26 protein-coding genes are annotated in these 26,134 nt (G+C 70.8%); 15 read left to right on the forward strand and 11 right to left on the reverse strand.

The window, feature by feature from the left end; genetic code table 11:
- The first annotated feature begins 49 nt into the window (after positions 1-49).
- Genes ACYQ77_RS29820 through ACYQ77_RS29835 form a run of 4 tightly spaced genes read left to right on the forward strand, consistent with a single transcriptional unit; the run spans position 50 to position 1,980 of the window.
- Positions 50-418, forward strand: coding sequence for a BlaI/MecI/CopY family transcriptional regulator (locus ACYQ77_RS29820; RefSeq protein WP_459716974.1), 369 nt, complete (start codon positions 50-52; stop codon positions 416-418).
- Entirely contained in the window at positions 415-1,170 is a 756-nt protein-coding gene (locus ACYQ77_RS29825) for a M56 family metallopeptidase (protein WP_459716976.1), read from the forward strand. Before ACYQ77_RS29820 ends, ACYQ77_RS29825 begins: the two co-directional genes overlap by 4 nt.
- Positions 1,171-1,211: 41 nt before the next feature.
- A complete protein-coding gene (locus tag ACYQ77_RS29830; RefSeq protein ID WP_459716978.1) occupies positions 1,212-1,592 on the forward strand; it encodes a hypothetical protein in 381 nt (126 codons plus the stop codon).
- A complete protein-coding gene (locus tag ACYQ77_RS29835) occupies positions 1,585-1,980 on the forward strand; it encodes a hypothetical protein (protein WP_459716979.1) in 396 nt (131 codons plus the stop codon). Before ACYQ77_RS29830 ends, ACYQ77_RS29835 begins: the two co-directional genes overlap by 8 nt.
- A 490-nt stretch (positions 1,981-2,470) precedes the next feature.
- On the opposite strand, the gene ACYQ77_RS29840 is transcribed toward ACYQ77_RS29835, so the two are convergent.
- From ACYQ77_RS29840 to ACYQ77_RS29860, 5 genes are all read right to left on the reverse strand, one after another.
- Positions 2,471-3,412, reverse strand: coding sequence for a pirin family protein (locus ACYQ77_RS29840; protein ID WP_459716981.1), 942 nt, complete (start codon positions 3,410-3,412; stop codon positions 2,471-2,473).
- On the reverse strand, positions 3,409-3,696 hold the full coding sequence (locus tag ACYQ77_RS29845) for a GNAT family N-acetyltransferase (RefSeq protein ID WP_459716983.1): 288 nt from the start codon (positions 3,694-3,696) through the stop codon (positions 3,409-3,411). The genes ACYQ77_RS29840 and ACYQ77_RS29845 overlap by 4 nt, the downstream gene beginning before the upstream one ends.
- Positions 3,697-3,785: 89 nt before the next feature.
- Positions 3,786-5,579: a glycoside hydrolase family 2 protein gene (locus ACYQ77_RS29850; RefSeq protein ID WP_459716984.1), complete on the reverse strand. Its 1,794-nt coding sequence runs from the start codon at positions 5,577-5,579 to the stop codon at positions 3,786-3,788.
- Between the two features lie 37 nt (positions 5,580-5,616).
- Complete coding sequence (locus ACYQ77_RS29855; RefSeq protein WP_459716986.1) at positions 5,617-5,970, reverse strand: hypothetical protein; 354 nt, start codon at positions 5,968-5,970, stop codon at positions 5,617-5,619.
- A gap of 90 nt (positions 5,971-6,060) precedes the next feature.
- Positions 6,061-6,618 (reverse strand): TetR/AcrR family transcriptional regulator, encoded by a 558-nt coding sequence (locus ACYQ77_RS29860; RefSeq protein ID WP_459716988.1) that lies wholly within the window; start codon positions 6,616-6,618, stop codon positions 6,061-6,063.
- A 100-nt stretch (positions 6,619-6,718) separates the two neighbouring features.
- Here ACYQ77_RS29860 and ACYQ77_RS29865 point away from each other — a divergent pair, with 100 nt between their 5' ends.
- From ACYQ77_RS29865 to ACYQ77_RS29875, 3 genes are all read left to right on the forward strand, one after another.
- On the forward strand, positions 6,719-7,891 hold the full coding sequence (locus tag ACYQ77_RS29865) for a cytochrome P450 (RefSeq protein ID WP_459716990.1): 1,173 nt from the start codon (positions 6,719-6,721) through the stop codon (positions 7,889-7,891).
- A 5-nt stretch (positions 7,892-7,896) separates the two neighbouring features.
- A complete protein-coding gene (locus ACYQ77_RS29870) occupies positions 7,897-8,109 on the forward strand; it encodes a ferredoxin (RefSeq protein WP_459716991.1) in 213 nt (70 codons plus the stop codon).
- Positions 8,110-9,138: 1,029 nt separating this feature from the next.
- Entirely contained in the window at positions 9,139-9,621 is a 483-nt protein-coding gene (locus ACYQ77_RS29875) for a YflT domain-containing protein (RefSeq protein WP_459716993.1), read from the forward strand.
- Between the two features lie 10 nt (positions 9,622-9,631).
- On the opposite strand, the gene ACYQ77_RS29880 is transcribed toward ACYQ77_RS29875, so the two are convergent.
- A complete protein-coding gene (locus ACYQ77_RS29880) occupies positions 9,632-9,766 on the reverse strand; it encodes a hypothetical protein (RefSeq protein ID WP_459716994.1) in 135 nt (44 codons plus the stop codon).
- Between the two features lie 285 nt (positions 9,767-10,051).
- On the reverse strand, positions 10,052-11,221 hold the full coding sequence (locus ACYQ77_RS29885; protein WP_459716995.1) for a thiolase family protein: 1,170 nt from the start codon (positions 11,219-11,221) through the stop codon (positions 10,052-10,054).
- A 76-nt stretch (positions 11,222-11,297) separates the two neighbouring features.
- On the opposite strand from ACYQ77_RS29885, the gene ACYQ77_RS29890 reads away from it, so the two are divergent.
- The 3 genes from ACYQ77_RS29890 to ACYQ77_RS29900 all read left to right on the forward strand — a co-directional run bounded on the left by ACYQ77_RS29890 (position 11,298) and on the right by ACYQ77_RS29900 (position 14,610).
- The gene (locus ACYQ77_RS29890; RefSeq protein ID WP_459716996.1) at positions 11,298-11,729 is read left to right on the forward strand and encodes a winged helix-turn-helix transcriptional regulator; all 432 of its coding nucleotides are present in this window, start codon (positions 11,298-11,300) and stop codon (positions 11,727-11,729) included.
- A gap of 269 nt (positions 11,730-11,998) precedes the next feature.
- A complete protein-coding gene (locus ACYQ77_RS29895) occupies positions 11,999-13,273 on the forward strand; it encodes a lectin (protein ID WP_459716998.1) in 1,275 nt (424 codons plus the stop codon).
- Between the two features lie 86 nt (positions 13,274-13,359).
- The gene (locus tag ACYQ77_RS29900) at positions 13,360-14,610 is read left to right on the forward strand and encodes an enolase C-terminal domain-like protein (RefSeq protein WP_459717044.1); all 1,251 of its coding nucleotides are present in this window, start codon (positions 13,360-13,362) and stop codon (positions 14,608-14,610) included.
- A gap of 3 nt (positions 14,611-14,613) precedes the next feature.
- On the opposite strand, the gene ACYQ77_RS29905 is transcribed toward ACYQ77_RS29900, so the two are convergent.
- Genes ACYQ77_RS29905 through ACYQ77_RS29915 form a run of 3 tightly spaced genes read right to left on the reverse strand, consistent with a single transcriptional unit; the run spans position 14,614 to position 18,645 of the window.
- The gene (locus ACYQ77_RS29905) at positions 14,614-15,024 is read right to left on the reverse strand and encodes a VOC family protein (protein WP_459716999.1); all 411 of its coding nucleotides are present in this window, start codon (positions 15,022-15,024) and stop codon (positions 14,614-14,616) included.
- A 28-nt stretch (positions 15,025-15,052) separates the two neighbouring features.
- Positions 15,053-17,779 (reverse strand): glycoside hydrolase family 2 TIM barrel-domain containing protein, encoded by a 2,727-nt coding sequence (locus ACYQ77_RS29910; RefSeq protein ID WP_459717001.1) that lies wholly within the window; start codon positions 17,777-17,779, stop codon positions 15,053-15,055.
- Positions 17,776-18,645 carry an NAD-dependent epimerase/dehydratase family protein gene (locus tag ACYQ77_RS29915; protein WP_459717003.1) on the reverse strand — a complete coding sequence of 290 codons (870 nt, stop codon included), beginning with the start codon at positions 18,643-18,645 and terminating at the stop codon, positions 17,776-17,778. The genes ACYQ77_RS29910 and ACYQ77_RS29915 overlap by 4 nt, the downstream gene beginning before the upstream one ends.
- 65 nt (positions 18,646-18,710) lie before the next feature.
- Here ACYQ77_RS29915 and ACYQ77_RS29920 point away from each other — a divergent pair, with 65 nt between their 5' ends.
- Positions 18,711-19,262: a helix-turn-helix domain-containing protein gene (locus ACYQ77_RS29920; RefSeq protein ID WP_459717004.1), complete on the forward strand. Its 552-nt coding sequence runs from the start codon at positions 18,711-18,713 to the stop codon at positions 19,260-19,262.
- A 569-nt stretch (positions 19,263-19,831) separates the two neighbouring features.
- Here ACYQ77_RS29920 and ACYQ77_RS29925 read toward each other — a convergent pair.
- Positions 19,832-20,701: a LysR family transcriptional regulator gene (locus ACYQ77_RS29925; RefSeq protein WP_459717006.1), complete on the reverse strand. Its 870-nt coding sequence runs from the start codon at positions 20,699-20,701 to the stop codon at positions 19,832-19,834.
- Between the two features lie 72 nt (positions 20,702-20,773).
- Here ACYQ77_RS29925 and ACYQ77_RS29930 point away from each other — a divergent pair, with 72 nt between their 5' ends.
- From ACYQ77_RS29930 to ACYQ77_RS29945, 4 genes are all read left to right on the forward strand, one after another.
- Entirely contained in the window at positions 20,774-21,742 is a 969-nt protein-coding gene (locus ACYQ77_RS29930; protein WP_459717008.1) for an aldo/keto reductase, read from the forward strand.
- A gap of 408 nt (positions 21,743-22,150) precedes the next feature.
- A complete protein-coding gene (locus ACYQ77_RS29935) occupies positions 22,151-23,572 on the forward strand; it encodes a family 2B encapsulin nanocompartment shell protein (protein WP_459717009.1) in 1,422 nt (473 codons plus the stop codon).
- A gap of 3 nt (positions 23,573-23,575) precedes the next feature.
- On the forward strand, positions 23,576-24,967 hold the full coding sequence (locus ACYQ77_RS29940) for a family 2B encapsulin nanocompartment shell protein (RefSeq protein ID WP_459717011.1): 1,392 nt from the start codon (positions 23,576-23,578) through the stop codon (positions 24,965-24,967).
- Between the two features lies 1 nt (position 24,968).
- Positions 24,969-26,006, forward strand: coding sequence for a family 2 encapsulin nanocompartment cargo protein polyprenyl transferase (locus tag ACYQ77_RS29945; RefSeq protein WP_459717013.1), 1,038 nt, complete (start codon positions 24,969-24,971; stop codon positions 26,004-26,006).
- Positions 26,007-26,134 lie beyond the last annotated feature (128 nt).

Here is a 26,134-nt window from a genome sequence, read left to right on the forward strand (position 1 = left end):
TTCGGGGAGGCCGGGCAGACCGGTCCTGGCCGGAGCCTACGATCGGGCCATGGTCAGCAGCCTCGGCGAGCTGGAGCGTGCCGTGATGGAGGTCCTGTGGGACCGCGGCACGCCGGCGGCCGTGCGCGACGTGGCGAGCGCGCTCGCCGAGCGGGAGCTGGCGTACACGACGGTGATGACCGTGCTGGATCGCTTGGCCAAGAAGGGTTTCGTCCGGCGGCAGCGCGACGGGCGGGCCTGGCGGTACGAGCCGGAGAACAGCCGCGAGGGCTACGTCGCGCAGCTGATGCTGGACGCGCTGGCCCTGACCGGTGACCGGGACGCGGCGCTCACCCGGTTCGCCAGGTCGGTGAGCGGCACGGAGGCCGAGGTGCTGAGCCAGGCGCTCGCGCAGGCACGGCGGGACGAGCGGGAGTGACCACGTCGGTCCACCTCGTGGTCACACTGGCCGTCTGCCTGGCGGCGGCCCGGCCGCTGGCGGACGCGCGCTGGGTGTGGCGGTCGCCGAGGACCGGGATCCTGCTGTGGCAGATGGTGGCGCTGACGGTCGTGCTGTGCGCGGGCGGCATCGCGTGCCAGGTGTCGCCGTGGCTGGGGAGCGCTCTCGCGGCCGCGCTGGTCGCCGCGGTGGCGTCGCGGTGGGCGGCGACGGTGCGGGCACGGCGGCGGCACCGGCAGGTCCTGTCGCTGGTCGCGCGTTCCGACAGCGCGCTCCCGGGGGTGCTGGTGCTGGACCACCCGCTGACCGTGGCGTACTGCGTGCCCGGGTGGCGGCCGCACGTCGTGCTCAGCTCGGGTGCGCTGGCCGCACTCCGGCGCGACGAGGTGGCGGCCGTTCTGGCGCACGAGCAGACCCACGCCCGCGAGCGGCACGACCTGGTGCTGCTGCCGTTCCTGGTGCTGCGCCCGCTGTGCCGGTTCGCGGCGGACGCGGTCGCGTTGCTGGTGGAGATGCGCGCCGACCAGAGCGCGGCGCCGGGTTCGCTCGCGACCGCACTGCACCGGTTCACGGCGGTCACGCCCCCGGGCGCACTGGGCATGGCGGACGCGGCGGTGGTCGCACGGCTGCAGCGGTTGCAGCAGGAACCGCTGCCTGCGGCGGTCTGCTGGCTGGTCGTCCTCGTTGGACTGACGTTGGTGTCGACCCCGCTGAGTTTCCTGGTGTGGTGACTTCCTACGATCCGTAGTAGTCGAGTTCTGATGGGAGCGCGGTGATCGAGATCCTCGCGGCGGTGCTCACGTACGTGTCGCTGGCAGCCGCGGTGTGGGCGGCCGTGCTGGTCGTGGCGGGCAAGCCGGTCCAGCTGCGGGAGTGGCACGGGCTGTGGCTGTACGGCGTGGTGCTGCTGCTGGAGGTCGGGCTGCTGGTGCAGCTGGTCGCCGGCATCGTGCGGCTGACGACCGACGACCGCGAGGTGGACGCGCTCGCGTACCTCGGCTACCTGATCACACCGCTGCTGGTGCTGCCACTGGCGGGTTTCTGGGCACTGCTGGAACGAACGCGCTGGGGCCCGGCGGTGATGGTCGTCGGTCTCCTGACCGTGCCGGTCCTGATCCTGCGACTCGGCCAGGTGTGGGACGCCCATGTCTGACCTCGCCGCCCGCACCCGCTCCGGCCCCGGCAGGCTGCTGATCGCCGTGTACGCGATCTTCGCCCTGGCCGCGACCGCACGCTCGGCGGTGCAGCTGGGGACGCACTTCTCGCAGGCCCCGCTCGCGTACCTGCTGTCCGCCTTCGCGGCGGTCGTGTACATCGTCGCGACGGTGTGCCTGGCCCGCGGCAACCGGACCTCGCGACGGATCGCCACGGTGTCGATCCTGGTGGAGCTGGTCGGCGTGCTCGTCGTCGGCACGCTCTCCCTGCTGGTCCCGGCCCTCTTCCCGGACGCGACCGTGTGGTCGGACTACGGGCAGGGCTACGGGTACGTGCCCGCGGTCCTCCCCCTGCTCGGCCTGTGGTGGCTCCGCTCGACCCGCTGAGTTGTCCACAGCCCAACCGGTTGTCCACAGCCAAGCCCCGAACCCCACCGAATGTCGGTGGGTACCGGTAGACTGGCAAGGCGGGTGGCCCCCGGGATCGGGTGGGGCTCGAGGTTCTGTCCTGTGTGCGGGCGGACAAACGCGTTTTCGCAGGTCACGGGCTTGTCTGGGCGGTTCTGGCTTCGGCGTCGACGCTGGCCTACGCCTGCGATGGCAGGAGAAATTCCGCTGGGGTTTGCCGTGTGCCTGGACACGGTCGTTGTCCGTTCAGCCGTGTGCTGAGGTGCCATTCGTGGGGCGGGTGGCTTCTCGGGTCCCAGCGCACGTTCTGGATACGTCTCGCCCTTCGCGGGGCTGGCTCGCTGGTTTGAAGAGGGCGCGACGTGGTGGCTGCCTCGGCCGTCCCCCGCCGGCATTCGGGACCGCTCCGCGGGCCGGGCGCGCAGCGCCCGGCACCCCGAAGCCTCAAACCCGTCCCGCCGGGACTGCCTCAGTGCGACCGGCGGCGCTTGCGCGGCGCCAGCCGCACCCCAGGCAGGTCAGGCGCCGGAATCCGAGCCCCGTCATGCCCGGCCACCGCACCAAACCGGACATCCGCCGCCTGCCAGTCCTCCCGGGCGGTGGCGATCTCCTCATGGCTGCGCCCCACGAAGTTCCACCACATCACCAGCTCGTCCGGGAAAGGCTCGCCGCCCAGCAGCAGTGCGCGCCCCGCCCCGTCGAGCCGCAGCTCCGTGCGGCCGGTCCCCAGGTACAGCAGGTGCCCGGGCGGCACATCGCACCCGGCGACCCGCACGGGATCGATCGCCAGCACCGCGTGTTCGTGGTCCGGGCGCACCGGGAGCACGGCGGCACCCGTGACCGCCAGCTCGGCGCCCACGATCGGGGTGTGCGCCGTCGCCGGGGACGTGACGTCGGCCAGTGAGCCCATCAGGACGGTCGCCGTCACGCCCGCCGCCGCGTACACGGGCAGGGACACGTGCTGCTCGAAGTCCGGCGCCATCGACGCGCGCTCGGCGGGCAGCGCCACCCACAGCTGGAGCCCCTGCAACGGTCCGGACGACACCGAGAACTCCGAATGCGCCACGCCGCGCCCGGCGGTCATCAGGTTCAGCTGTCCGGGCCGGACCATGACGTCGGACCCGAGGCTGTCGCGGTGGTGGATCTCACCCGCGAGCGGCCACGTCACCGTCTGCAGCCCGGTGTGCGGGTGCGGCAGCACGCGCATCTCCGCCTCATGTGGACCGAACGAGTCCAGGAAGCACCACGCACCGACGGTCGGCAGGCCGCGCTGCGGCATCACGCGGTCCACCTGCATGGCACGCAGCCCGCCCAGTGGCACGGCCCTGGGCGTGAACAGTTCCGCCACCGCGTGGTCGTCCGCCTCGGTGTGGCACAGCGTCACGTCCGGGCTGGTCTCGAGGTTGCTCACGGCGCCTGGACGTGCCCGTCGTACTTGTCCGTCTTCTTGATGTACCCCGCGATGAACTCGCACATCGGCACGATGACCTTGCCGTTCGCGACGACGTCGTCCAGGGCCTCCGACGCGAGGACCTTGCCGAGGCCCTGCCCGCCGAACGCCTTGTCGATCTCCGTGTGCGTGAACACGACGCGGTCGCCGGTCCGGTAGTACTGCGTGAAACCGGCGAGCTTGTCGTCCGAGTACACCTCGTACCGCAGCTGCTCGCGGTTGTGCACGACCTTCGTGTCCGCCATGGCCCGCCCTTCCGTGTGGTCATACCGACCCTACGGTCAACCGGCGGGGTTCGCCCCCAATTCCGTGTTGTCCTGCACCAACGGACGCGTTACCCGTCTTCGCCGCGTGACCGGCGGTGCGCGGCCTCGATCAGCTGGTGCAGTTCCTCGGTCGGCACGCTCGCGGCCGGCAGGGTGTTGACGCGCCGGATCTCGGCCGGGTCCACCTTGTGCTCGCGCGCCTCGGTGAGCAGGCCGTTCACCTCCTGCTCGGTGTCGGTGAGCTGCGTGTAGCAGTAGCCGGCGACCTGCGGGCTGCCGACCAGCGCGGTGACCAGGCGTTCGTAGGCGGCGAGGAGCGCGTCGGCGTCCGCGACCGTGCGGTAGCCGAACCAGCGCTCCCCCGCGCCGGGCGTGTAGCTCAGGCCGCCGAACTCCGTCACCATCAGCGGCTGGTCGCCGCGCACGGGGTCGCCCAGCATGATGCGGCGCGGGCCGGGCCAGTCGCGCCGGAGCGCGCCCTCCACGGCCTCGGGCGTCCCGTACCGGGACGCGAGCGCGTCCGCCGACGGGCTGTAGTCGTGCACGGTCCAGATGTCACTCGTCGTGTGTTCCCAGCCGTCGTTGGAGATCACCGGGCGGGTGCCGTCGACGGCGTGGGTCAGGTGGTACAGCGACTCGAGGAAGTGCCGCTGCCTCGGGTCGGACGTCAGCGCGGGTGTGCCCCAGCTCTCGTTCACCGGCACCCACGTCACGACCGACGGGTGGCTCATGTCGCGGCGCACCACCTCGAGCCACTCGGCGGTGAAGCGGGCCACGCCGTCGGTGGAGTACTCGTACGCGTTCGCCATCTCGCCCCACACGACGAGCCCGAGCCGGTCGCACCAGTACAGGAACCGCGGGTCCTCGACCTTCTGGTGCACGCGGACCCCGTTGAAGCCCAGCTCCTTGATCAGCTCGACCTCGCGCCGCAGCGCGTCCGCCGACGGCGCGGCCAGGTGCGACTCGGGCCAGTAGCCCTGCGCCAGCACCATCCGCAGGAACAGCCGTTCGCCGTTGAGCACGAACCGGCCGTCGCGCACCTCCGCGTCCCGCAGGCCGAAGTAGCTGCCGACCTCGTCGACCACCTCGCCGTCGCGCAGCAGCGACACGGTCGCGTCGATCAGCGTGGGGGTGTCCGGGCTCCACCGGAAGTCGCCGTGCGGCAGGGAGATCGTGCGTTCGACGTCCCGGCCGTCCACCAGGTACCGGTCGTCGGCGAGCACGCGCTCTCCGAGCGACAGCCGCACCCGGACCGACAGCCCGGCCGCGCCGACCGTGCGCACCCGCACCCGCACCGAGCGGGACACCAGCGACGGCACCCACTCCAGGCCGGTGACGTACGCCGACGGCACGGCTTCCAGCCACACCGGCTGCCAGATGCCGGTGGTCCGGTGGTACCAGATCGCGGCCGGTTCGGGCTCCCAGTACTGCTTGCCGCGTGGCTGCGTCATGTCGTCGACGCTGTCCTCGGCCCGCACGACGACGACCTGGGGTCCGTCCGGCACGAGCGCGTGCGTGATGTCCACATGGAACGGTGCGTGCCCGCCGACGTGCGCGCACACCTCGGTGCCGTTCACCCACACCCGGGCCCGGTAGTCGACGGCGCCGAAGTGCAGCAGCACCCGGTCGCCCGCGGGCGCGTCGAACGTCCTGCGATACCAGACGACCGGGTGCGGCGCCGGGTCGTGCACGCCGCTCGCCGCCGACTCCGGCGGGAACGGCACGGTGATCCGCGCGCCGAACGGGCGGTCGCCACGCCACCACGCCGCCCGCACACCGGCGTTGTCGTCGTCGTGGGCGAACTCCCACTCGCCGCACAGGTCCTGCCATTCCGGTCGGGTCAGCTGTGGCCTGGGGTGCATGCCCGACACGCTACCGCTACCGGCGCCGCGAGGAGCGTCAGACGGCGACCTTGCCGTAGTTCCGCGCGGTGGCAACGGTTCCGGCGACGAACGCCGTCACGACGCCCAGCACCTGGATCACGGTGCCGATCGCGATGTTCGTGCCGTAGACACCCGTCAGGTTGTCGATTCCCGTTGAGCTGACGAGGAAACCGACGGTGATGAACAGTCCGATGGCGGCGCCGACGGCGGGTGCCCACCGGAACCTGGCGAGCGCGACGAACAACGCGCCGGCGAGCAGGATCAGGATCCCGGGCGGCGGGTAGAAGGGGAAGGGAACACCGGCGGCCCAGAGGATCCCGATGCCGACAGCCCCGACGATCATGGCGGCGATGGTGAGCTTCTTGGTCATGCCTCAAAGCATGGGCCACCGCGGCGGCCCCGTCGTCGTACCGTCGAGGGCACCGCGCGTACGTCGAGCGGCGTACGAGTGACCCTCGAGCTACGACGACTTCTCGAGCAGCGCGCGGACGGCGGGCAGCACGAGGTCCCGCACGACGGCCGGGTCGGCGCCCGCGAGCGGCTGGGTGGCGGCGACGCCACGCATGAGGCTGATGCCGAACAGCCAGGCGAGCACGAGGTCGGCGCGCAGGGCCGCGTGCGGCTGGTCCGTCAGCGTGGCAAGGGTTTCCGCGTAGCCCGCGTTCAGCTTCTCGCGGATGGCGGCGGCCTCGTCGTCGGTGCCCAGCGTGCGCAGCAGCGCGGTCAGGACCTGGTCCCTGCGCGCGGCCGACGACGGGTCCAGGAGGTTGTCCAGCATGTCGGCGACGAGCTTCGCCGGATCGGTCTCCGCGCGCCGGTGCCCGGCCGTGGCGTCCTCGAACAGTGCCTCTTTGGAGCCGAAGTACCGGAACAGCAATGCCTGGTTGACACCCGCACGGGTGGCGATGTCACGCACGGTCGTCCGGTCGTAGCCACGCTCGGCGAACAGCTCGATGGCCGCGTCCCGCAGCGCCTGGCGGGTGGCCGCCGAGTCCCGCCGCCGTGTCTCTTCGCTCACCGGAACCTCCAAAGCGGACACACTAGCCGGTATGCCCCGTAACCGCCTTGACACGCTGCGTAGCGTGTAAGCAGGTGCTTACAACGTGGGGAGATGTGCGATGACCGTCGCCTACCCGTTCAACGAGGCCGGCAGCCTGGACCTGCACGAGGCGTACCGGGAGGCGCAGAAGGCGGAAGGGATGCTGCGGGTGCGGCTGCCGCACGGGGAGCCGGCGTGGCTGGCGACGAGGTACGCGGACGCGCGGCTGGTGCTGGGCGACAAGCGCTTCAGCCGTGCGATGGCCGCCGACCGCGACGAGCCGAGGATGCAGGCGGGCAGGCTGACGGGCGGCATCCTGTCGATGGACCCGCCGGAGCACACCCGCCTGCGCACGCTGGTGGCGAAGGCGTTCACGGTGCGGCGGGTGGAGGAGCTGCGGCCCCGCGCCCGTGCGATCGCGTCCGGTCTCGTGGCCGACATGAAGAAGGCCGGCCCGCCCGCCGACCTCGTCGACGCGTTCGCGCTGCCCCTGCCGGTGGCGGTGATCTGCGAGCTGCTGGGCGTGCCGGTGGCGGACCGCCCGAAGTTCCGCGTGTGGAGCGACAACGCGCTGTCCACGACCCGCCTGACGGCGGCCGAGTTCATGGCGAGCCGCGAGGAGATGCGCGACTACATGCGCGGCCTGATCGCCGGGCACCGCGCGCAGCCCGCCGACGATCTGATGACGGCGCTGATCGAGGCCCGCGACCGGGAGGATCGCCTGTCGGAGCTGGAACTGGTCGACCTGTGCGTGGGCATCCTGGTCGCCGGCCACGAGACGACGGCGAGCCAGATCCCGAACTTCGTCGTCACCCTGCTGGACCACCCGTCGGCACTGGCCCGCCTGCGCTCCGACCCGTCGCTCATCCCAGGTGCCGTGGAGGAGCTGATGCGGTTCGTGCCACTGGGCGCCGGAGCGGGCTTCCCGCGGTACGCGACAGAGGACGTGCAGGTCGGCGACGTGCTGGTGCGCGCAGGCGAGCCGGTGGTGGTCGCCGTGGGCGCGGCCAACCGCGACGCCCTCCGCTTCGACGACGCCGACGAGCTGCGGATCGACCGGCCACCGGCAGCACATCTGGGGTTCGGCCACGGCGTGCACCACTGCCTCGGCGCGGCGCTCGCTCGCATGGAGCTGCAGGAGGCGCTGCGGGCGCTCCTGGCGGGGTTCCCGGCCCTGCACCTGGCCGGCGACATCGAGTGGAAGACGGAGATGATCGTGCGCGGCCCGGTGACGATGCCGGTGGGGTGGTGACGGCGATGGCGTGGCAGGTGAGCGTCGACCGGGCCGTGTGCCTGGGGTCGGGGATGTGCGCCGCGCTGGCGCCGGAACTGTTCGAACTGGACGACTTCGCGAACCCGGTGAACCCGGACATCGAACCGAACGAGGTGGCACTGGACGCGGCTGATCAGTGTCCAGCGCAGGCAATCTCGGTGCGGGAGAACGGGGTGGAGATCGGGCCGCGGCCGTAGGGGGCGGCCTCCGGCCCCCGTAATCCAGCGTACCGACGACCACCGACAAAACGGGATCGCCCATCCACAGGTCCGGCCCCGATCGGACGCCCCGCCCACGAATCGAGCCGGATGGCCTGTGCACAGAACCGGCTTGCCGCCGAAACCCAACGCAACGGCCACCACCCACGAACCACGGCACCCAAGACCCGTGGCTCTCGGCCCGCACCCAGCTTCGAGAACCACTACCGACAGAACCGAGCCACCTGTCGCCAGCCCGGCGACCCCAGCCGCCGAAATCCAACGCAACAGCCACCACCGAGAACCCGAACCGCGCCCCAGCCCCCGACGACTCCCTGCCTCGGAACCTGGCACGACTCCCGGGCCGACAAGCCGCATCCGCGCTACCCACAGACCGCGCCCCGGCCCGTAGAACCCCACCGCCCATGGAACCGAGCTGTCCATCACAGCCCCGAAATCCAACCCAACGGTCACCACAGACATCCGCAGAACCCACAGATTCCGCAGCCTCCAGCCCTCGGCTCCCCGCGGCCATCCCTGACGAAACCGAACCGCCTACCCACACCTCGACCCCGGGAACCCAAGGCAGGAACCACCACCGACAGAACCGAGCCCATCCACAGCCCAAACAACCCCAGCGCGGACCCAACAGCCACCGACGAAACCGACCACCGCCGCACAGCCCCGCGGCCTCCGGCCCCCGGAATCCAGCGTAACGACCACCACCGACAAGATCGGCCGACCACAGCCAACCTGTCCACAGGCCGACGCCTCCGGCCCCCGATTTCCAGCGTAACGCGGACCACCGACATCGCAGCCGGGCAATCACCGGGTTGTCCACAGCCCACCTGGTTGTCCACAACCACGCAGCTCAGGCCCCGAAACTGTCACCCCCATCCCGTACGCTGGACACCGGGGGCCGGAGGCCAACAAGCTGAGAACCCCCTGTGAACTCCGGTCGACAGGGCACAGAACCTTCACATCGGACGTTGACCCCAGTGAGACACACACCCACTGGAGGTGACACCGATGACGGCAGCGTTCGCACCCACCAACAGCCTGCCGACGATGCCGGAAGGATGGCCGATCGGCTCGTACGAGACCTACCAGGAAGCGCAGCGGGCGGTCGACCACCTGGCCGACAACGAGTTTCCCGTGCACGACGTCACGATCGTCGGCGTGGAGCCGATGCTCGTCGAGCGGGTTTCCGGTCGGCTGACCTGGGGACGGGTCCTATCCGCGGGAGCAGCGTCCGGCGCCTGGCTCGGCCTGTTCGTCGGCCTGCTGCTGAGCCTGTTCTCGACCACCGGCGGCCTCGCGCCCATCCTGATCGGCATGGTGTCCGGCATCGTGTTCGGACTGGCCTCCGCCGCCGTCCGGTACGGCGCCACCCGCGGGCAACGTGACTTCGTGTCACAGAGCCAACTGGTGGCCCGCCGCTACGACGTGCTCTGCAAGCCCCGCAACGCGGAGCTCGGCCGCACGCTTCTGTTGAGCATTCCACAGAACTGACCGCCGGCGTTCATGCGCTGTGCACGACGCGCTGCTTCGCCCGGGACATCCCGAGCGAAGCAGCGCGCTTTCTCGTCCGTTCCGGCGTGACCGTCGCCATGATCACCAGCGCGGCGGCCACGACCGTGCGGATCCCGTGCCACACAACGACTTCCAGCCACAGGCGAGCTTCGTGTCCCCGCGCCACCGACGGTCCCCACACACAACGACTGCCGTCCGCAGACGCGCCGGACGCAAGGCCCGCGGCCTCCGGCCCCCGGACACCACACTACGGCACAGCACCGACAATCCCTTGCCACACAACAGCGGTTGTCCACAGGTGGGCCGGTTGTCCACAGCGACCCACGTCGCCGGGCGTTCGGTGTCGGTGGTCGCCGGTAGTGTGGTGTCCGGGGGCCGGAGGCCGCCCCGCCGGCGCGAACCCTCGGCGTCAGAGGCGTTCCAGGATCGTCGCGTTCGCCTGGCCGCCTGCCTCGCACATCGTCTGCAGGCCGTAGCGGGCACCGCGATCGACCATGGCGTCGACCAGCGTGCCCATCAGACGAGTGCCGCTCGCGCCCAGCGGATGCCCCAGCGCGATCGCGCCGCCGTTCACGTTGACCTTCCCCAGGTCGGCACCGGTCTCCTGCTGCCACGCGAGCACCACGCTCGCGAACGCCTCGTTGACCTCGAACAGGTCGATGTCCGCCAGCGTGAGCCCCGCCCGGCGGAGCACGCGCTCGGTCGCCGGGATGATCGCCGTCAGCATGAGCACGGGATCGGCACCCGTCACGGCGAAGCTGTGCAGGCGGGCCTTCGGGGTCAGGCCCAGGCGGGCCGCCGTCTCGCTGGACGTGATCATCACGGCGGAGGCTCCGTCGTTGATGGGGCTCGAGTTGCCCGCGGTCACCGACCAGTTGATCTGCGGGAAGCGGGCGGCCATGCCCGGGTCCTCGAACGCCGGCGTCAACCCCGCCAGGACCTCGACCGTCGTGGCCGGGCGGACCGACTCGTCCATGGTCACGCCGTCCACCGGGACGATCGCCCGTTCGAAGCGGCCGTCGGCGTGGGCGGCTGCCGCCTTCTGGTGGGAGGCGGCCGAGAACTCGTCCATGGCGGCGCGGCTGATGCCCCACTTCGCGGCGATCAGCTCCGCGCTGATGCCCTGCGGCACGAGGCCGTCCGGGTAGCGCTCGGCGACCCCGGGTCCGAACGGGTCGGCGCCGGCGGGGACGTTCGACCACATCGGCACGCGGCTCATCGACTCCACCCCGCACGCGATGACCACGTCGTAGGCACCCGCGATGACACCCTGCGCGGCGAAGTGCGCGGCCTGCTGGCTGCTGCCGCACTGCCGGTCGACCGTGGTCGCGGGCACCGACTCGGGCAGGCCGGCCGACAACGCCGCCCAGCGCGTGGTGTTCATGGCCTGCTCGCCGACCTGGTCGACGGCACCGCCGATGACGTCATCGATCGTGGCGGGGTCGACGCCGGTGCGGTCGACCAGCGCACGGAGCGTGTGCGCGAGCAGCTCGACCGGGTGCTTTCCGTGGAGTGCGCCGCCCGGCTTCCCCTTGCCGATCGGCGTCCGGACCGCATCGACGATGACCGCGTCTCGCATGACTGACCTCCTCGGTTGGATTACCCAACTCTCTCACCAAGTGAGTTGGATTTCCAGACGGAGTATCGTGACGCCCGTGACAGGTCGTGACTGCTCCATCGCCAACGCGCTGGCCATCGTCGGCGAACGCTGGAGCCTGCTCGTGCTCCGCGAAGCCACGCTCGGCGTGCGCCGCTTCGACCAGTTCGCCCGCAACACCGGCGCGAGCCGCGACATCCTCGCCGCACGTCTGAAGACTCTCGTGGCCGCGGGCGTCCTGCGGCGCGTGCAGTACACCGACCGCCCGCCGCGCCACGAGTACGTCCTCACCGAGTCCGGCCGCGCCCTGCGCCCGGTGCTGATGGCGCTGATGGAGTGGGGCAACAACTACGCCACCGACGGCGAGCCCCCGACGGCGTGGCGCCACGAGTGCGGCGCCGAGTTCCACCCCGAGATGGTCTGCTCGTCCTGCGGCGCACACGCCGACGAGACCAACCTCCAGACCATCCGCATGGGCCAGGTCCGCTGACACCCCCGCGAGTCGCGCTCTCGCGCATACCGAGTTGTCGGTTTCGTGCACATGGCCATCCCTCGGCGTCTGCACGAAACCGGTAATTCGATGTGCGTGAGAGCGCGACTCGCGGGTGCCGGGCGGGGGACTCGCGGGTGGGCGCTGGGGCTGAGCTGGGCGGAACCGGTTTCAGAAAATTCGTTTCGCCTCTTGTCGGGGTGGTCTGGACCATGGCACGCTTTGTTGTCTGGGACAACAAACACATACGACCGTCGGCGGTGACAAAGATGTCCACGCGACCCTCTCGACGACCCCGTTTCGGCACGGTCCTGGCGACCGCGGCCGCGCTCGGCCTCTCCACGTTGGCAGCCGTGGGGAGCCCGGCGACGACCGATCAGCACGTGATCCCGGTGGCAGACGTCGGCATTGCCGCGACGACGTTCGCCGACGAGTTCAACGCACCGGCCGGCACGCCGGTGGACGGCTCCAAGTGGACCTTGGAGACCGGTGACAACGTCAACAACCACGAGCGGCAGTGGTACACCAACAGCACCAGCAACGCCGCGCACGACGGCCAGGGCAACCTGGTCATCACGGCGAGGCGGGAGAACCCCGGCAACTACCAGTGCTGGTACGGGCGGTGCGAGTACACCTCGGCCCGGCTCAACACGGCGGGCAAGTTCTCCCAGACGTACGGCACGTTCGAGGCCCGCATCAAGATGTCGCGCGGCCAGGGCATGTGGCCGGCGTTCTGGATGCTGGGCACCGACATCGGCAGCGTCGGCTGGCCGCAGAGCGGCGAGATCGACATCATGGAGAACGTCGGGTTCGAGCCCAACACCGTGCACGGCACCCTCCACGGCCCCGGCTACTCCGGCTCCGGCGGCATCGGCGCCGGCTACTCGATCGGCAGCCCGTTCGCCGACGGCTTCCACACCTTCCGCGTGGAGTGGTCGCCGGACCGGATCGTCTGGAAGGTCGACGGGAACACCTACCAGACCCGCACGCCCGCCGACCTCGGCGGCCGCCAGTGGGTGTTCAACAAGCCGTTCTTCCTGATCCTGAACCTGGCGGTCGGCGGCTACTGGCCGGGTGACCCGAACGCGAGCACGCCGTTCCCGAACACGCTGACCATCGACTACGTGCGCGTCACCAACGACGTGCCGGGCGGCGGGGGCGGCAGCGGGGTCCCGATCCGCGGCATCGGCGGCAAGTGCGTCGACGTGGCGGGCGCGAACACCGCGAACGGCACCCCGGTGCAGCTCTACGACTGCAACGGCACGGCCGCGCAGCGCTGGTCGGTGAACTCGGACGGCTCCATCCGCGCGCTGGGCAAGTGCCTGGACGTCACGTCGGGGTCCACAGCGGACGGCGCGAAGATCCAGCTGTGGGACTGCAACGGCACCGGCGCGCAACGCTGGGCCATCTCCGGCGCGAACGACATCGTCAACATCGCGGCCAACAAGTGCCTCGACGCGACGGGCAACAGCTCCGCGAACGGCACGCGCCTGCAGATCTGGACCTGCACCGGCGGCGCGAACCAGAAGTGGACGGTCGGCTGACCGTTCCGCGATGACCCCGGCGGGGGGATGTCGTCCCGGCAATGGCGACGTCCCCCCGCCGGTCCCGGTCCTAGGCTGGGACCGTGATGCAGGAGACGCAGGCGCCGTGGCCGGGGCGGGACCGGCTGTCGATCACGTCGGTGCGCGCGATCGTGACCGCACCGGAAGGCATCCCGCTGGTCGTGGTGCGTGTGGACACCTCGGAGCCGGGCCTGTACGGACTCGGCTGCGCCACCTTCACGCAACGCTTCCACGCGGTCGCGGCCACCGTGGACCGGCACGTCGCGCCGCTGCTGACCGGCCGCCACCCCGCGGACATCGAGGACATCGGCCGGCTCGTGCACCTGTCGTCGTACTGGCGCAACGGGCCGGTGCTGAACAACGCGCTGTCCGGGGTGGACCAGGCGCTGTGGGACATCGCGGGCAAGCGGGCCGGGATGCCGGTGTACGAGTTGCTCGGCGGCCGCGTCCGCGCCGCCGCCGACACGTACCTGCACGCGTCGGGCGCCACCGTCGAGGAGACGCTCGAGGACGCGCAGCGGCTGCTGGCGACCGGTGTCCGGCACGTGCGGCTGCAGGTCGGCGGGCCCGGTCTCGGCACGTACGGGGCGCCGGGAACACCCGGCGCCTACCCGAAAGCGCCCTATCCGGACGGATGGGACGTCAACCGGTACCTCGTGGCGACGCCGAGGCTGTTCGAACAGGCTCGCGCGGTGCTCGGCGACGAGGTGGAGCTGCTGCACGACGTGCATTCCCGGCTCACGCCGAAGCAGGCGGTGGTGCTGGCGCGGGCGCTGGAGCCGTACCGGTTGTTCTTCCTGGAGGACGTGGTCGCCCCGGAGCACTACGACCGGCTGCCGTCGGTCCGCGAGCAGTCGCCGGTGCCGATCGCGGTCGGCGAGCAGCTGTCGTCGGTGACGGACGCCGCCCGGTTCGTGCAGTCGCACGCCGTGGACCTGTTGCGGGTCCACGTGTCCACGGTCGGCGGGGTGTCCGCGTGCCGGAAGCTGGTGGCGTTGTGCGAGTTCAGCGGGGTGCGGACGGCGTGGCACGGTCCCGGTGACGTCTCACCGGTCGGCATGGCCGCGAACGTCGCGCTGGACGTGACCACGTCGGCGTTCGGCATCCAGGAAGGACACGTCTACGAGGAGGCGGTCCACGAGGTCTTCCCCGGCACGCCGGTCGCGGTCGACGGCTACCTGTACCCGTCGGACGCGCCGGGGTGGGGCGTGGACCTCGACGAGGAGCTGGCCGCGCGGTACCCGCCGGAGACAGGCCTGCACGAGCGCTGGGCGGCCCGGGTCCGCCGTCCGGACGGCGGACTCGAGTCGCCCTGAGGCTCACGCCCCGGAGATGTTGACCATCCAGGCGGTGCCGAAGCGGTCGACGCACATGCCGAACTCGTCGCCCCACATCTGCTTCTCCAGCGGCACGGTGACCGTGCCGCCCTCGGCGAGCCGGTCCCAGTAGCCGCGCAGTTCGTCCGCGTCGTCGCCGCTCAGGCTCACCGTCATGTTGTTGCCCGGCTGGTACTCCATGCCCGGCGCGTTGTCGGCCCCCATGATCGTGTAGCCGCTCTTCGTCTCGAGCATGCCGTGCATGATCGAGTCCGGATTCGGTGCCTCTCCGGAATGGTCGATGTCACCGTACGTGTTCAGCGTGAGCGTGCCGCCGAACACCTGCTCGTAGAACTCCATCGCCTGCCTGGCGTTGCCGTCGAACGTGATGTACGGATTGAGTCTTGATGCCATAGCCGGTCATCCTCGCAGATCACCACGGTCACGACAACGGTGTGAACACGACCGTGAACGTCGCCTTCCGCAGCGTCAGCTCGTACTCGGACAACGTGCCCGGACCACACGAAGCGGTGCCGATGCCCTGCTGTCCGATGTCGATCGTCAACCACACAGCGTCACCGGCGGTGAGTTCGTTGCGGTGCGTCGCGGCGGCCAGCTCGGCGTCGGTCCAGCGGCGCGCGGTGAACGCGAAGTCCCCCGCGACGCGCAGCCCGGCGCCGTCCGCGCCGGTCAGTTCGACCCAGCGGACGTCCGCGCGCCTGCCGTTCTCCTGTGGGCGGACGTACGGCGTCTGCAGGTCGTCCACTGTGGAGTCCCAGCGGCCGAACATCGTCGCGTGGCCGGTGTCGGCGTACGCCTCGCCGGGGCCGCGGCCGAACCACGTCACGTTCTCGATCGCGGCGGGCAACGGCAGCGTGATGCCGAGTTTGCCGATGGGTTCCGGCCAGGCGCCGGCCGGCTCGACCGACACGGTCAGCGCCAGGCCGTCGGCCGCCGACGACCACTCGTACGTGACGTGCGCGCCCCTCGCCAGGGCCGCGGGCGCGGTGCGTTCCCGCACCACCAGGGTGTCGCCCGCCTCGACGCCGTCGAGCCGGTGGGTGAGGCGGTGCAGGCCGATGGCCCGCCACGTCTCGTCGGTCCGCGCGTGCTCGCCGCGGTCGTTGTCGGTCGGGGCCCGCCACAGCGCGAGGTGCGGCGCGCCGACCGGCAGCCCGCCGACGGCACGCAGGCGCCCGGTGCGGTCGAACTCCCCCGGCCCGAAGCGGAAGCCGTCGTCCGTCCGCTGTGGACGATCGGCGCCCGGGGTCACGGCCCGGGGCGGCGCGGACAGCTGGTGCTGCGCCCAGGCGATCTCGTGCCCGGCGTCCGCCCACGGTTCGTCGGCCGCCAGCACGGCGCGGACGGTCAGCCACGTCTCCTCGGCGAACGCGGGCAGCTCGGGCAGCGGCGCCGAACCCGTCGACAGGTCCAGCTCACCCGACCGGTCACCGGCGGTCCACTCGAACCGCAGCGGCGGCGTCGGGCGCAGCTCCTCGACCGTGACCCGGCCGTCCGCGAACGCGATGCGGACCGGCTCGTAGACCTTCTTCACGTCCAGCAGGCCCGGCGACGGCGTGCGGTCCGGGAACAGGAGGCCGTCGATCACGAAGTTGCCGTCGTGCAGCGGTTCGCCGTAGTCGCCGCCGTAGGCGTACTCGTGCACGGGGTGGCGCAGGCCGTGGTCGATCCACTCCCACACGAAACCGCCTGCCACGCGCGGGTACTTGTCGAACAACGCCACGTACTCGGCGAGCCCGCCGGGACCGTTGCCCATCGCGTGCGCGTACTCGCACTGCAGGAACGGGATGCCGGGCTCCTGCCCGATCTTGTCGACCTCGGCGTGGGTGGCGTACATGCGGCTGTACACGTCCACGTAGGCGCAGTCGGCGTCGCCCTCGTAGTGCACGGGCCGGGACGGGTCGCGCTCCCGCACCCAGTCGGCCATGGCGGCGAGGTTCGCGCCGGTGTGGCTCTCGTTGCCGAGCGACCACAACACGATGCTCGGGTGGTTCTTGTCCCGTTCGACCGTGCGGCGCATGCGGTCCAGGTAGGCGTCCCGCCACTCCGGCACGTCCGACGGGTTCTTCTCCCACCCGGTGAAGAGGAACCCGTGTGTCTCCAGGTCGCACTCGTCGACGACCCACAGGCCCAGCTCGTCGCACAGGTCGAGGAACGCGGGGTGCGGCGGGTAGTGGCTGGTGCGCACGGCGTTGATGTTGTGCCGCTTCATGAGCAGCACGTCCTCGCGCATGGTCTCGTACGGCACCGCCCGCCCGTGGTCGGGGTGGAACTCGTGCCGGTTCACGCCACGCAGCGCCAGCGGCGCGCCGTTGACGAGCAGCACACCGTCCACGATGGACACCGTGCGGAACCCGACGCGCAGCCGCACTGTCTCGTCGCCCGTCGACACGGTCGCGTCGTAGAGCCTCGGCCGTTCGGCGCTCCACGGCTCGACCGGGACCGTGACCTCCTCGCCCGCCGGGATCTCGACGCCCAGCTCGGGCACCGACACCGTGGCGGGCACGGACGCGTCGACCCGCAACGTGCCCTGACCGTCCGCATAGGACGCGTGCACGAACACGTCGTCCAGGTCGCCGCGCTCCTCGATGGTCACCGAGCGGAAGATGCCCGGCAGCCACCACTGGTCCTGGTCCTCGAGGTAGCTCGCGGCCGACCACTGGTGCACGCGCACGGCCAGCACGTTGCGGCCCGGCCGCGGCGTGACGTCGAACTCGGCGGGCAGCCGCGACCCGGTGAAGAAGCCCAGCTCCTCGCCGTTCAGCCACACCTTCGCGCACGACTCGACACCCTCGAACCGCAGCACGACCGGCCGCCCGGCCCAGCCGTCGGGCAGGTCGAACGCGACGCGGTGGTCACCGGTCGGGTTCTCCTCGGGCGGGTGCGGCGGGTCGACCGGGAACGGGTAGACCACGTTGGTGTACCAGGGGTTCCCGTACCCGCGCAGCGGCCAGTGGCACGGGACGGCGAGCGCTCGCCAGTCGCTGTCGTCGAAGTCCGGGGCCGCGAAGTCCGCCGGGACGTCCGCGACCGGCGAGAGGCGGAACCGCCACTCACCGTCGAGCGCGAGCCGCGGCGCGTCGGTGTGCAGGTACGCGCGGGGAGAGCGGATTCCCCGGTGCGGCACGACGTCGTCGTAGTAGGTCACGGTGCTCCCAACTCGGCGGGCGTGATGTCGAACAGGTGCGCCGGGGTGAACCCGAGCAGCTCGGCGGCCGCGGACGTGTCGATCGGGACCGCGCGGCCGGGGAAGGCACGCCGGCGCGGCACGTCCGGCAGGTAGCGCGCGAGGAGGTCCTCGGTCGGGTACGGCGAGAGCGTCTCGGGCGCGGCCAGGTAGAGCGGGTGGGCGCCGGTGACGTCGGCGGTGAGCCCGAGCCAGCAGGCGGTGGCGGCGTCGCGCATGTCGAGGTAGCTCCACAGCTCGTGCGCACCGGCGCCGGGGTCCTCCCGGTACTCCCGCGCGTACGGGGCGAGGAACTCCGGCGTCCCGAGCTTCGGGAACCGCAACGCGACGACGGCCATCCCGTCCCGCCGGGCGACCATGGCGGCGGTGGCCTCGTCGGCCTGTTTGGACAGTGCGTACGGGTCGGCGGCCTGCAACGGCATGGCCTCGTCGATCGGCACGTAGTCCGGCGCGGCGGGCCGCGGCGCGAACGGCAGCCCGGTGATCGACAGGCTGCTGGCGATCACCGCCCTCGTCACCCCGGCCCGCGCGGCCTGGTCGAGCACCACGAAGGTGGCGGCGGAGTTGCCGACGAAGACCTCTTCCGGCGTCCCGTGCTCGGGCGAGGGGAGGGCCGCGAGGTGGATGACGGCGTCGACGCCGGCCATGGCCTTGCCGACCAGCTCGACGTCGCCGGCACTGCCGGTGAAGAACGTTTCAACGGTGCCCGGATCAGCGCGGTCGAGGCCGACGACGGAAGCACCCTGTGCCGCGAGAACGCGCAGCACCGCGCTGCCGAGCCGGCCGGCCGCCCCGGTGACCAGGACCCGGCTCGGTACGTGACTCATCGAGGGCAAGCATAGATTCGCACCTATTGACAAACACTTCTTTTATGTAAACACTCGTAGGCACTATGAAAGACTTGTTGTACGTGGAGGCCTTCGAGCAGGCGGAGGCACTGCTCAAGCCCCAGCGCGTCGAGGTCCTGCGCCACCTGGCCGAGCCGAGCTCGTGCACCGAGGTGGGCGCGAAGCTGGACCAGACCCCGCAACGTGTGTACTACCACGTGAAGCGGCTCGTGGACGCGGGCCTGGTGACGCAGGTGTCGGAGCGCAGGGTGCGCGGCATCATCGAGGGCATCTACCAGGCGACCGCACGGTCGTACTGGCTGTCCCCGAAGCTCATCGGCACGATCGGCGGCAGCCGCGCCCGGGACGAGCTGAGCCTCGGCTACCTGATCGAACTGGTGGAAGAGGTACAACAAGACCTGGCGACGATCGACCGGACCCGCCCGGAACTACCCACCCTCGGCGTCTCGGGCCACATCGCCCTCCCCCCGGAAAACCGCAAAGCCTTCTTCGACGAGTTGCGGTCGACGATGCAGTCGCTGTTCACCAAGTACGGCGGCCCGGAAGGCGACACCTTCAACCTGGCGATCGCGGTGTACCCGAAGGAAGAGGACTGACCCCGCCGCGCCCGATCCCGCACCACCACCCGCATGCCTCCCGGGCGCGAGCCCGCCACACCACACAAAGGACTGCCTGCCATCCCGTCGACCTGGCGAAGCCCGATCACACCGTGTCAAGGGGGCCCGAAGCCCAAAGCACCACGTGCCCAAAGCCGCCGGGCCCCCTTGACGCGGTGTGATAGCCCGTGGGAGGTCGACGGGATGGCAGGCACCCACGGACACCAGTCCTTGCCAACCCAGCCCCGTGCCCGACCCGCTGCCATCCCGGAGACCAGCCCGTCCGGCGAGGACCCCCCGGAGGGAAAACCCCGCGCAAGGCCAACCACCAAGCCCGGGACGCAAACCGCTGACCTGCGAAAACCGAAAGAAAACCGCAGCCCCAGTACGTACGGGCAGCCCCCACCACTCCCGGGGGCACCCCGCTGTCCAGTCTACCGGTGTCCACCGACAGGGGGACGGATGTCGATCTTGGCTGTGGACAACCACCCCACCTGTGGACAAACGACTCCCGAGCACGCGGGATTGTCAGTGCCCTGCCGTAACGTGGAACCGGGGCCGGAGGCCGCCTACCCGACCGTCTCCAGCAACCGAGCCAACACGGGCGACCGGTTGCCGCGGGCCCAAGCCAGCGCCATCTCCCACGCGGGCAATTCCTCCACCAACCCCCGGTACACCACCGCCGACTCGTCCATCCGCGGCGTCGGCGCGATCAGCAGCGACACCCCGACCCCGGCCGCCACCAGCGCGACGATCGTCTGCACGTCGACGGCCTCCTGCACGATTCGCGGCGTGAACCCCGCGTCCCGGCAGAAGCCGACGATCCGGTCATGCACAGCGGGTCCGGACTCGCGCCCGTACAGCACGAACGACTCCGCCGCCAGATCCGCCAGTGACACCCGATCGCGCGCCGCCAACCGGTGGCCGGCGGGCAGGGCGACCAGCAGTGGATCATGCGACACCGTCCGCAACTCGAGGTCCGGCGCGGGCACCGGCGGCCGCAGCAGACCCACATCGAGCGCGTCGTCGGCCAGCGCCGCCAGCTGCCGCAGCGTCGTCATCGCCGTCACCTCGATGCGGACCGACGGCCACGCCGCGCGGAACGGGCCCAGCAGACCGGGCAGCGCCTCGAACGTCGCCGACTGCACGAACCCGACCCGCAGCACCCCCAGCTCACCCCGGTGCGCCCGCCGCGCCGACGCCACCACCTCGTCCGCGCGGCGAACCAGGTCCCTCGCCCCCGCCGCGAACACCTCGCCCGCCGGCGTCAGCGCCAGCGACCGCCCGCTCCGGTCGAACAGCGGCACCCCCACCGCCCGCTCCAGCGCCGCCACCTGCCGGGACAGCGTCGGCTGCGTGACGTGCAACCGTTCCGCCGCCCGGCCGACGTGGCCCTCGTCGACGATCGCCACGAACGCCCGGGCCTGACGTAGTTCCATGCGATACACGTATCAGAAACGTCCAGCATTTGCATTGGACGTATGCGACCAACTGAACCTAGTGTCGATTCCGTGCAGACGACAGAACTTGGCCGCACCGGCGAGCAGGTCAGCAAGCTCTCGCTCGGCGCGATGCTGATGGGCACCCGGACCGACGAACAGACCTCGTTCGGCATGCTCGACCGCTACCTGGACGCCGGTGGGTCCTTTGTGGACACGGCGGACTGCTACGCGTGGTGGCCGGCGCCGGGCAACACCGGCGGGGAGAGCGAGACCGTGCTCGGCCGGTGGCTCGCCGCCCGGGGCAACCGGGACCGCGTTTTCCTGTCCACGAAGGGCAGCGCGTGGGTGTCCGACCCGGACCGTTACCGCGACAAGCCGGGACGACCCGTATACGCGGGCGCCGGTGCCGCCACCCTGCGCGCCGCGCTCGAGGGGAGCCTGCGCAGGCTCGGCACCGACCACGTCGACCTCTACTACGTGCACGTCGACGACCTCGCCACCCCGCTGGAGGAGACCCTCGAGACCCTCGCCGGGTTCGTCGCCGAGGGGAAGGTCCGCCACATCGGCTGGTCGAACGTCCGGACGTGGCGGCTGGAGCGCATCCTGGGACTGTGCGACCGCCACGGCTGGCCCGCGCCGGTCGCGTTGCAACAGCAGCACTCGTACCTGCGCCCCGCCCCCGGCGCCAACTTCCTGTCCATCGTGGATGACGAGCAGCTGGACCACCTGCGCGCGAACCCGCGCGTCTCGCTGGTCGCGTACTCCCCCATCCTCAAGGGCGCCTACGACGACCCGGCCGCGGCGGCCGCGCTCCCCGACTACGCGGGCCCCGACGCCGACGCGCGCATCGCGCGGGTGACCACACTGGCCGGCGACCTCGGCATCACCCCGAACCAGCTCGTGCTGACGTGGCTGCTGCACCAGACCGACCCGACCCCCATCACGCTGACCGGGCCGCGCACACCGGCCCAACTGGACAACTCGCTCGCCGCGCTGGACATCAAGCTCACGGACGAGCAACTCGCCTTCCTCGGCTGACGTTCACCCAAAAGAAGCGGCACGGCTGACGGTATGTTCCGTCGGCCGTGCCGTTCGCACTGTCCGAAGCAAACCCACGGTAGACGTGCCGCCGACCGGACTAGTCCATTGCGGTGGTCGCCGGACTCTCACCTGAGTGCGCCACGAGGCCGGGTCTGACACGTTTGTTCGAGCGACCGCCCGTTCGGCCCAGCACCAGATTACTCAGCGAACATACCCCCGGGGCGTTACCGCTGAACAGAGTGAGAAAACGACAATTACCCGTTCCCGTCGGGCTCACTCGCTTGGGCGACTGTGCTCGTATTGCCCCGGTGCTAGCTTCGGATCGTCGACAAAGATTCACGTATTTCCGGATCCCCGGTATTTCACCTTGTCCAAAAACAATTCCTTTGATTGGTGGTGTGCGTTGTGACGGTGACGGAACCGGTGGCGCCCGGGGTCGGCGCGGACGGTGCGCGGCCGCAGCAGAGCCTGGCGACCGCCGCGGCTCGGAACCTGGCCACGACGAAGAAGTCCGTCCCGCAGATGCAGGGCGTCTCGTCGCGGTGGCTGCTGAAAATGCTGCCGTGGGTGCAGGTTTCCGGCGGTACGTACCGGGTCAACCGCCGCCTGTCCTACGCGGTGGGCGACGGCCGGGTGACGTTCACCGACGACGGCGGGGCGATCCGGGTAATTCCGGCGGAGCTGGGGGAACTGCCCTTGTTCCGCGGTTACGACGACACCGAGGTGCTCGCCGCGCTCGCCGGCGGGTTCGAGCAGCGGGAATTCTCGGCGGGCGACACCATCGTCGAATTCGGGCACGAGTCGAACGAGGCATTCCTGATCGCGCACGGCAAGGTGACGAAGGTCGGCCCCGGCCGCTACGGCGACGAGACGGTGCTGGACACGCTCGCGAACGGCGACCACTTCGGCGACGAGACGCTGGTCGACCCGCAGAGCATGTGGGAGTACACGGTCAAGGCGCAGACCGCGTGCACGGTGCTGATGCTGCCGCAGCGCGCCTTCGACGAGCTGCTCGACCGCTCGGAGACGTTGCGCGCGCAGGTCGCCGCGTTCCAGTCGGGCAAGGCCGCGGCGCAGAACCCGCACGGCGAGGCCGCGATCGAGCTGGCGTCCGGGCACGCCCAGGAGGCCGAGCTGCCCGGCACGTACGTGGACTACGAACTCTCCCCCCGGGAGTACGAGCTCTCGGTCGCGCAGACGGTGCTGCGGGTCCACACGCGCGTGTCCGACCTCTACAACGAGCCGATGGACCAGGTCGAGCAGCAGTTGCGGCTGACCATCGAGGCGCTGCGCGAGCGCCAGGAACACGAGATGATCAACAACACCGACTTCGGGTTGCTGCACAACGCGGACCTGTCGCAGCGCATCCACACCCGCTCCGGCCCGCCGACGCCGGACGACTTCGACGAGCTGCTCGCGACCGTGTGGAAGAACCCCGGCTTCTTCCTCGCGCACCCGCGCACGATCGCCGCGTTCGGACGGGAGTGCAGCAAACGCGGCATCTACCCGGACGCGATCGACGTCAACGGCCACCGCGTGCCCGCGTGGCGGGGCGTGCCGATCTTCCCGTGCAACAAGATCGGCGTCTCCGAGCACCGGACCAGCTCGGTGATCCTCATGCGCACCGGCGAGGAGCAGCAGGGCGTCATCGGCCTGCACCAGACCGGCATCCCCGACGAGTACCAGCCGAGCCTCTCCGTGCGGTTCATGAACATCAACGAGCAGGCGATCATGTCCTACCTGGTCAGCGCGTACTACTCGTGCGCGGTGCTGGTGCCGGACGCTCTCGGCATCCTCGAGAACGTCGAGCTGGGCAGGGAAGGCTGAGCCGTGACGACCACTGTGGAGCTCCAGGCCACCGTGCGGCGCACCCTGTCGACAGAGGCCGCGCGCAACCTCACCACCACGACGAAGTCCAAGCCGCAGATGCGCGGCATCACCACCCGGTGGCTGCTGAAGATGCTGCCGTGGGTCGACGTCGCGGGCGGCACGTACCGGGTGAACCGGCGGCTCTCGTACGCGATCGGCGACGGCCGCCTGACGTTCGTCAGCGAAGGCAGCACCATCCGGGTCGTGCCGGCCGAGCTGCGGGAGCTGCCGCTGCTGCGGGACTTCACCGACGACGCGGCGCTCGGCGCGCTGGCGGGCCGGTTCGAGCAGCGGGAGTACGGACCGGGTGAGCTGATCGTCCAGGCCGGACAGCCCCGCGAGGAGCTTTTCCTGCTGGCGCACGGCAAAGCCACCAAGCTGACCCCCGGCCAGTTCGACGACGACCAGGTCACGAAGGTGCTCGCGGACGGCGACCACTTCGGCAGCGAGATCCTCACCGGTGCACCGGACCGGTGGGCGTTCAGCGTCAAGACCACCACCCCGTGCACGGTCCTGGTGCTGCCCGGGCGGTCGTTCCAGCAGATGAACGGCCAGTCCGACGCGCTGCGGGAACACATCCGGACAGTGCTCTCCCAGCCCGCGAAGGCGCAGAACCGGGCCGGTGAGGCGGCGATCGAGCTGTCGTCGGGTCACGCGGGCGAGGTCGAGCTGCCCGGCACGTTCGCGGACTACGAGCTGACGCCGAGGGAGTACGACCTGGACGTCGCGCAGACGCTGTTGCACGTCCACACCAGGGTCGCGGACCTCTACAACGACCCGATGGACCAGACGCAGGAACAGCTGCGCCTGACCATCGAGGCGTTGCGGGAGCGGCAGGAGCACGAGCTGGTCAACAACCCGTCGTACGGGCTGCTGCACAACGCGGACCTGTCGCAGCGGATCTTCACCCGCTCCGGCCCGCCGACCCCGGACGACCTCGACGAGCTGCTGTCACGCAGGCGCAAGTCGAAGTTCTTCCTGGCGCACCCGAGGGCGATCGCCGCGTTCCGGCGCGAGTGCACCAAACGCGGGATCTACCCCCAGAACGTGGTGTTCGAGGGGTCGACCGTGCAGACGTGGCGCGGGGTGCCGATCCTGCCGTGCGACAAGATCCCGATCACCGAGGGCGAGGTGTCGTCGATCATCGTGATGCGCACGGGCGTCGAGGACCAGGGCGTGATCGGCCTGCACACGGTGAACATCGACGACGAGGTGCAGCCGAGCATGAACGTGCGGTTCATGGGCATCGACGAGAAGGCCATCCTGTCGTACCTGGTCAGCGTGTACTTCTCGGCGACGGTGCTGGTGCCCGACGCGCTCGGGGTACTGGAGAACGTCGAGCTGGGGCGCTGACATGGTGGCGCCGGAACGGATCGACACCGCCGAGACCGCTCGGCAAACGCTTGCGTGGAGCCGGGAGCTGGTCGACCCCGCGTTGCGGGCGGCGGTGGACACGCTGCCGACGTCCATGCGCCGCATCGCCGGCTACCACCTCGGCTGGTGGGACGAGCACGGCGCGCGGACGTCGTCGTCGGGTGGCAAGGCGCTGCGCCCGACGCTCACGCTGCTGAGCGCCGCGCTGGTCGGCGGGTCGCCGAGGGAGGCGGTGCCCGCGGGGGTGGCGGTCGAGCTGGTGCACAACTTCTCGCTGCTGCACGACGACGTGATGGACGGCGACCTGACGAGGCGGCACCGGCCGACCGCGTGGAGCCTGTTCGGCGTCGGCGCGGCGATCCTCGCGGGTGACGCGCTGCTGACGCTGGCGCTGGACGTGCTGGCGGCGAGCGGTCATCCGGCGTCGGGACCGGGCATGCGGATGCTGAGCGCGGCCGTGCAGGAGCTGGTGGACGGCCAGTGCGCGGACATGGACTTCGAACAGCGGTCCACTGTGGACATCGCGGAGTGCCAGGCGATGGCGACGGGCAAGACGGCCGCGCTGATGGGGTGCGCGTGCGCGATCGGCGCGTCGTTCGGCGGCGGTTCGGTGGCGCGGGTGGGGCACCTGCGCGCGTTCGGCGAGCACCTCGGGCTCGCGTTCCAGCACGTCGACGACCTGCTGGGCATCTGGGGCGACGAGCGGACGACGGGCAAGCCGGTGTTCTCGGACCTGCGCAACCGCAAGAAGTCGCTGCCCGTGGTGTACGCGCTGACGTCCGGCACGGCGGCGGGCGACGAACTGGCCGCGCTGTACGGACGCCCGGAACCACCGGCGGACCACGAGCTGCGCCAGGCGGCGGACCTGGTGGCACAGGCGGGCGGCCGGGCGTGGAGCCAGAGCCAGGCCGACCACCTGATGGCCACCGCACTGACCCACCTGGACCACCTACCGAACACGGCGGCATCAACAGAACTGACCGCCCTGGCCCACCAACTGACCACCAGAACCCACTGACCCCGGACCCCCCACCCCGCGAGTCTCCCTTCCAAGACCCGCGAGTCTCCCTCCCAGGACCCGCGAGTCCCCCTTTCCGGACCCCTGAGTCGGCGGTTCGGGTAGGCCGCCAACCGCCGACTCACCGG

The sequence above is a fragment of the Actinophytocola sp. KF-1 genome (genome assembly GCF_054661535.1).

Bases quoted from the DNA above. Each gene is read 5' to 3' on its own strand.
- ACYQ77_RS29920 (WP_459717004.1), top strand. From the start codon at position 18,711: ATGAAAGACTTGTTGTACGTGGAGGCCTTCGAGCAGGCGGAGGCACTG.
- ACYQ77_RS29835 (WP_459716979.1), top strand. From the start codon at position 1,585: ATGTCTGACCTCGCCGCCCGCACCCGCTCCGGCCCCGGCAGGCTGCTG.
- ACYQ77_RS29925 (WP_459717006.1), bottom strand. From the start codon at position 20,701: ATGGAACTACGTCAGGCCCGGGCGTTCGTGGCGATCGTCGACGAGGGC.
- ACYQ77_RS29915 (WP_459717003.1), bottom strand. From the start codon at position 18,645: ATGAGTCACGTACCGAGCCGGGTCCTGGTCACCGGGGCGGCCGGCCGG.
- ACYQ77_RS29855 (WP_459716986.1), bottom strand. From the start codon at position 5,970: ATGACCAAGAAGCTCACCATCGCCGCCATGATCGTCGGGGCTGTCGGC.
- ACYQ77_RS29875 (WP_459716993.1), top strand. From the start codon at position 9,139: ATGACGGCAGCGTTCGCACCCACCAACAGCCTGCCGACGATGCCGGAA.
- ACYQ77_RS29820 (WP_459716974.1), top strand. From the start codon at position 50: ATGGTCAGCAGCCTCGGCGAGCTGGAGCGTGCCGTGATGGAGGTCCTG.
- ACYQ77_RS29850 (WP_459716984.1), bottom strand. From the start codon at position 5,579: ATGCACCCCAGGCCACAGCTGACCCGACCGGAATGGCAGGACCTGTGC.
- ACYQ77_RS29900 (WP_459717044.1), top strand. From the start codon at position 13,360: ATGCAGGAGACGCAGGCGCCGTGGCCGGGGCGGGACCGGCTGTCGATC.
- ACYQ77_RS29885 (WP_459716995.1), bottom strand. From the start codon at position 11,221: ATGCGAGACGCGGTCATCGTCGATGCGGTCCGGACGCCGATCGGCAAG.
- ACYQ77_RS29945 (WP_459717013.1), top strand. From the start codon at position 24,969: ATGGTGGCGCCGGAACGGATCGACACCGCCGAGACCGCTCGGCAAACG.
- ACYQ77_RS29870 (WP_459716991.1), top strand. From the start codon at position 7,897: ATGGCGTGGCAGGTGAGCGTCGACCGGGCCGTGTGCCTGGGGTCGGGG.
- ACYQ77_RS29895 (WP_459716998.1), top strand. From the start codon at position 11,999: ATGTCCACGCGACCCTCTCGACGACCCCGTTTCGGCACGGTCCTGGCG.
- ACYQ77_RS29845 (WP_459716983.1), bottom strand. From the start codon at position 3,696: ATGGCGGACACGAAGGTCGTGCACAACCGCGAGCAGCTGCGGTACGAG.
- ACYQ77_RS29865 (WP_459716990.1), top strand. From the start codon at position 6,719: ATGACCGTCGCCTACCCGTTCAACGAGGCCGGCAGCCTGGACCTGCAC.
- ACYQ77_RS29905 (WP_459716999.1), bottom strand. From the start codon at position 15,024: ATGGCATCAAGACTCAATCCGTACATCACGTTCGACGGCAACGCCAGG.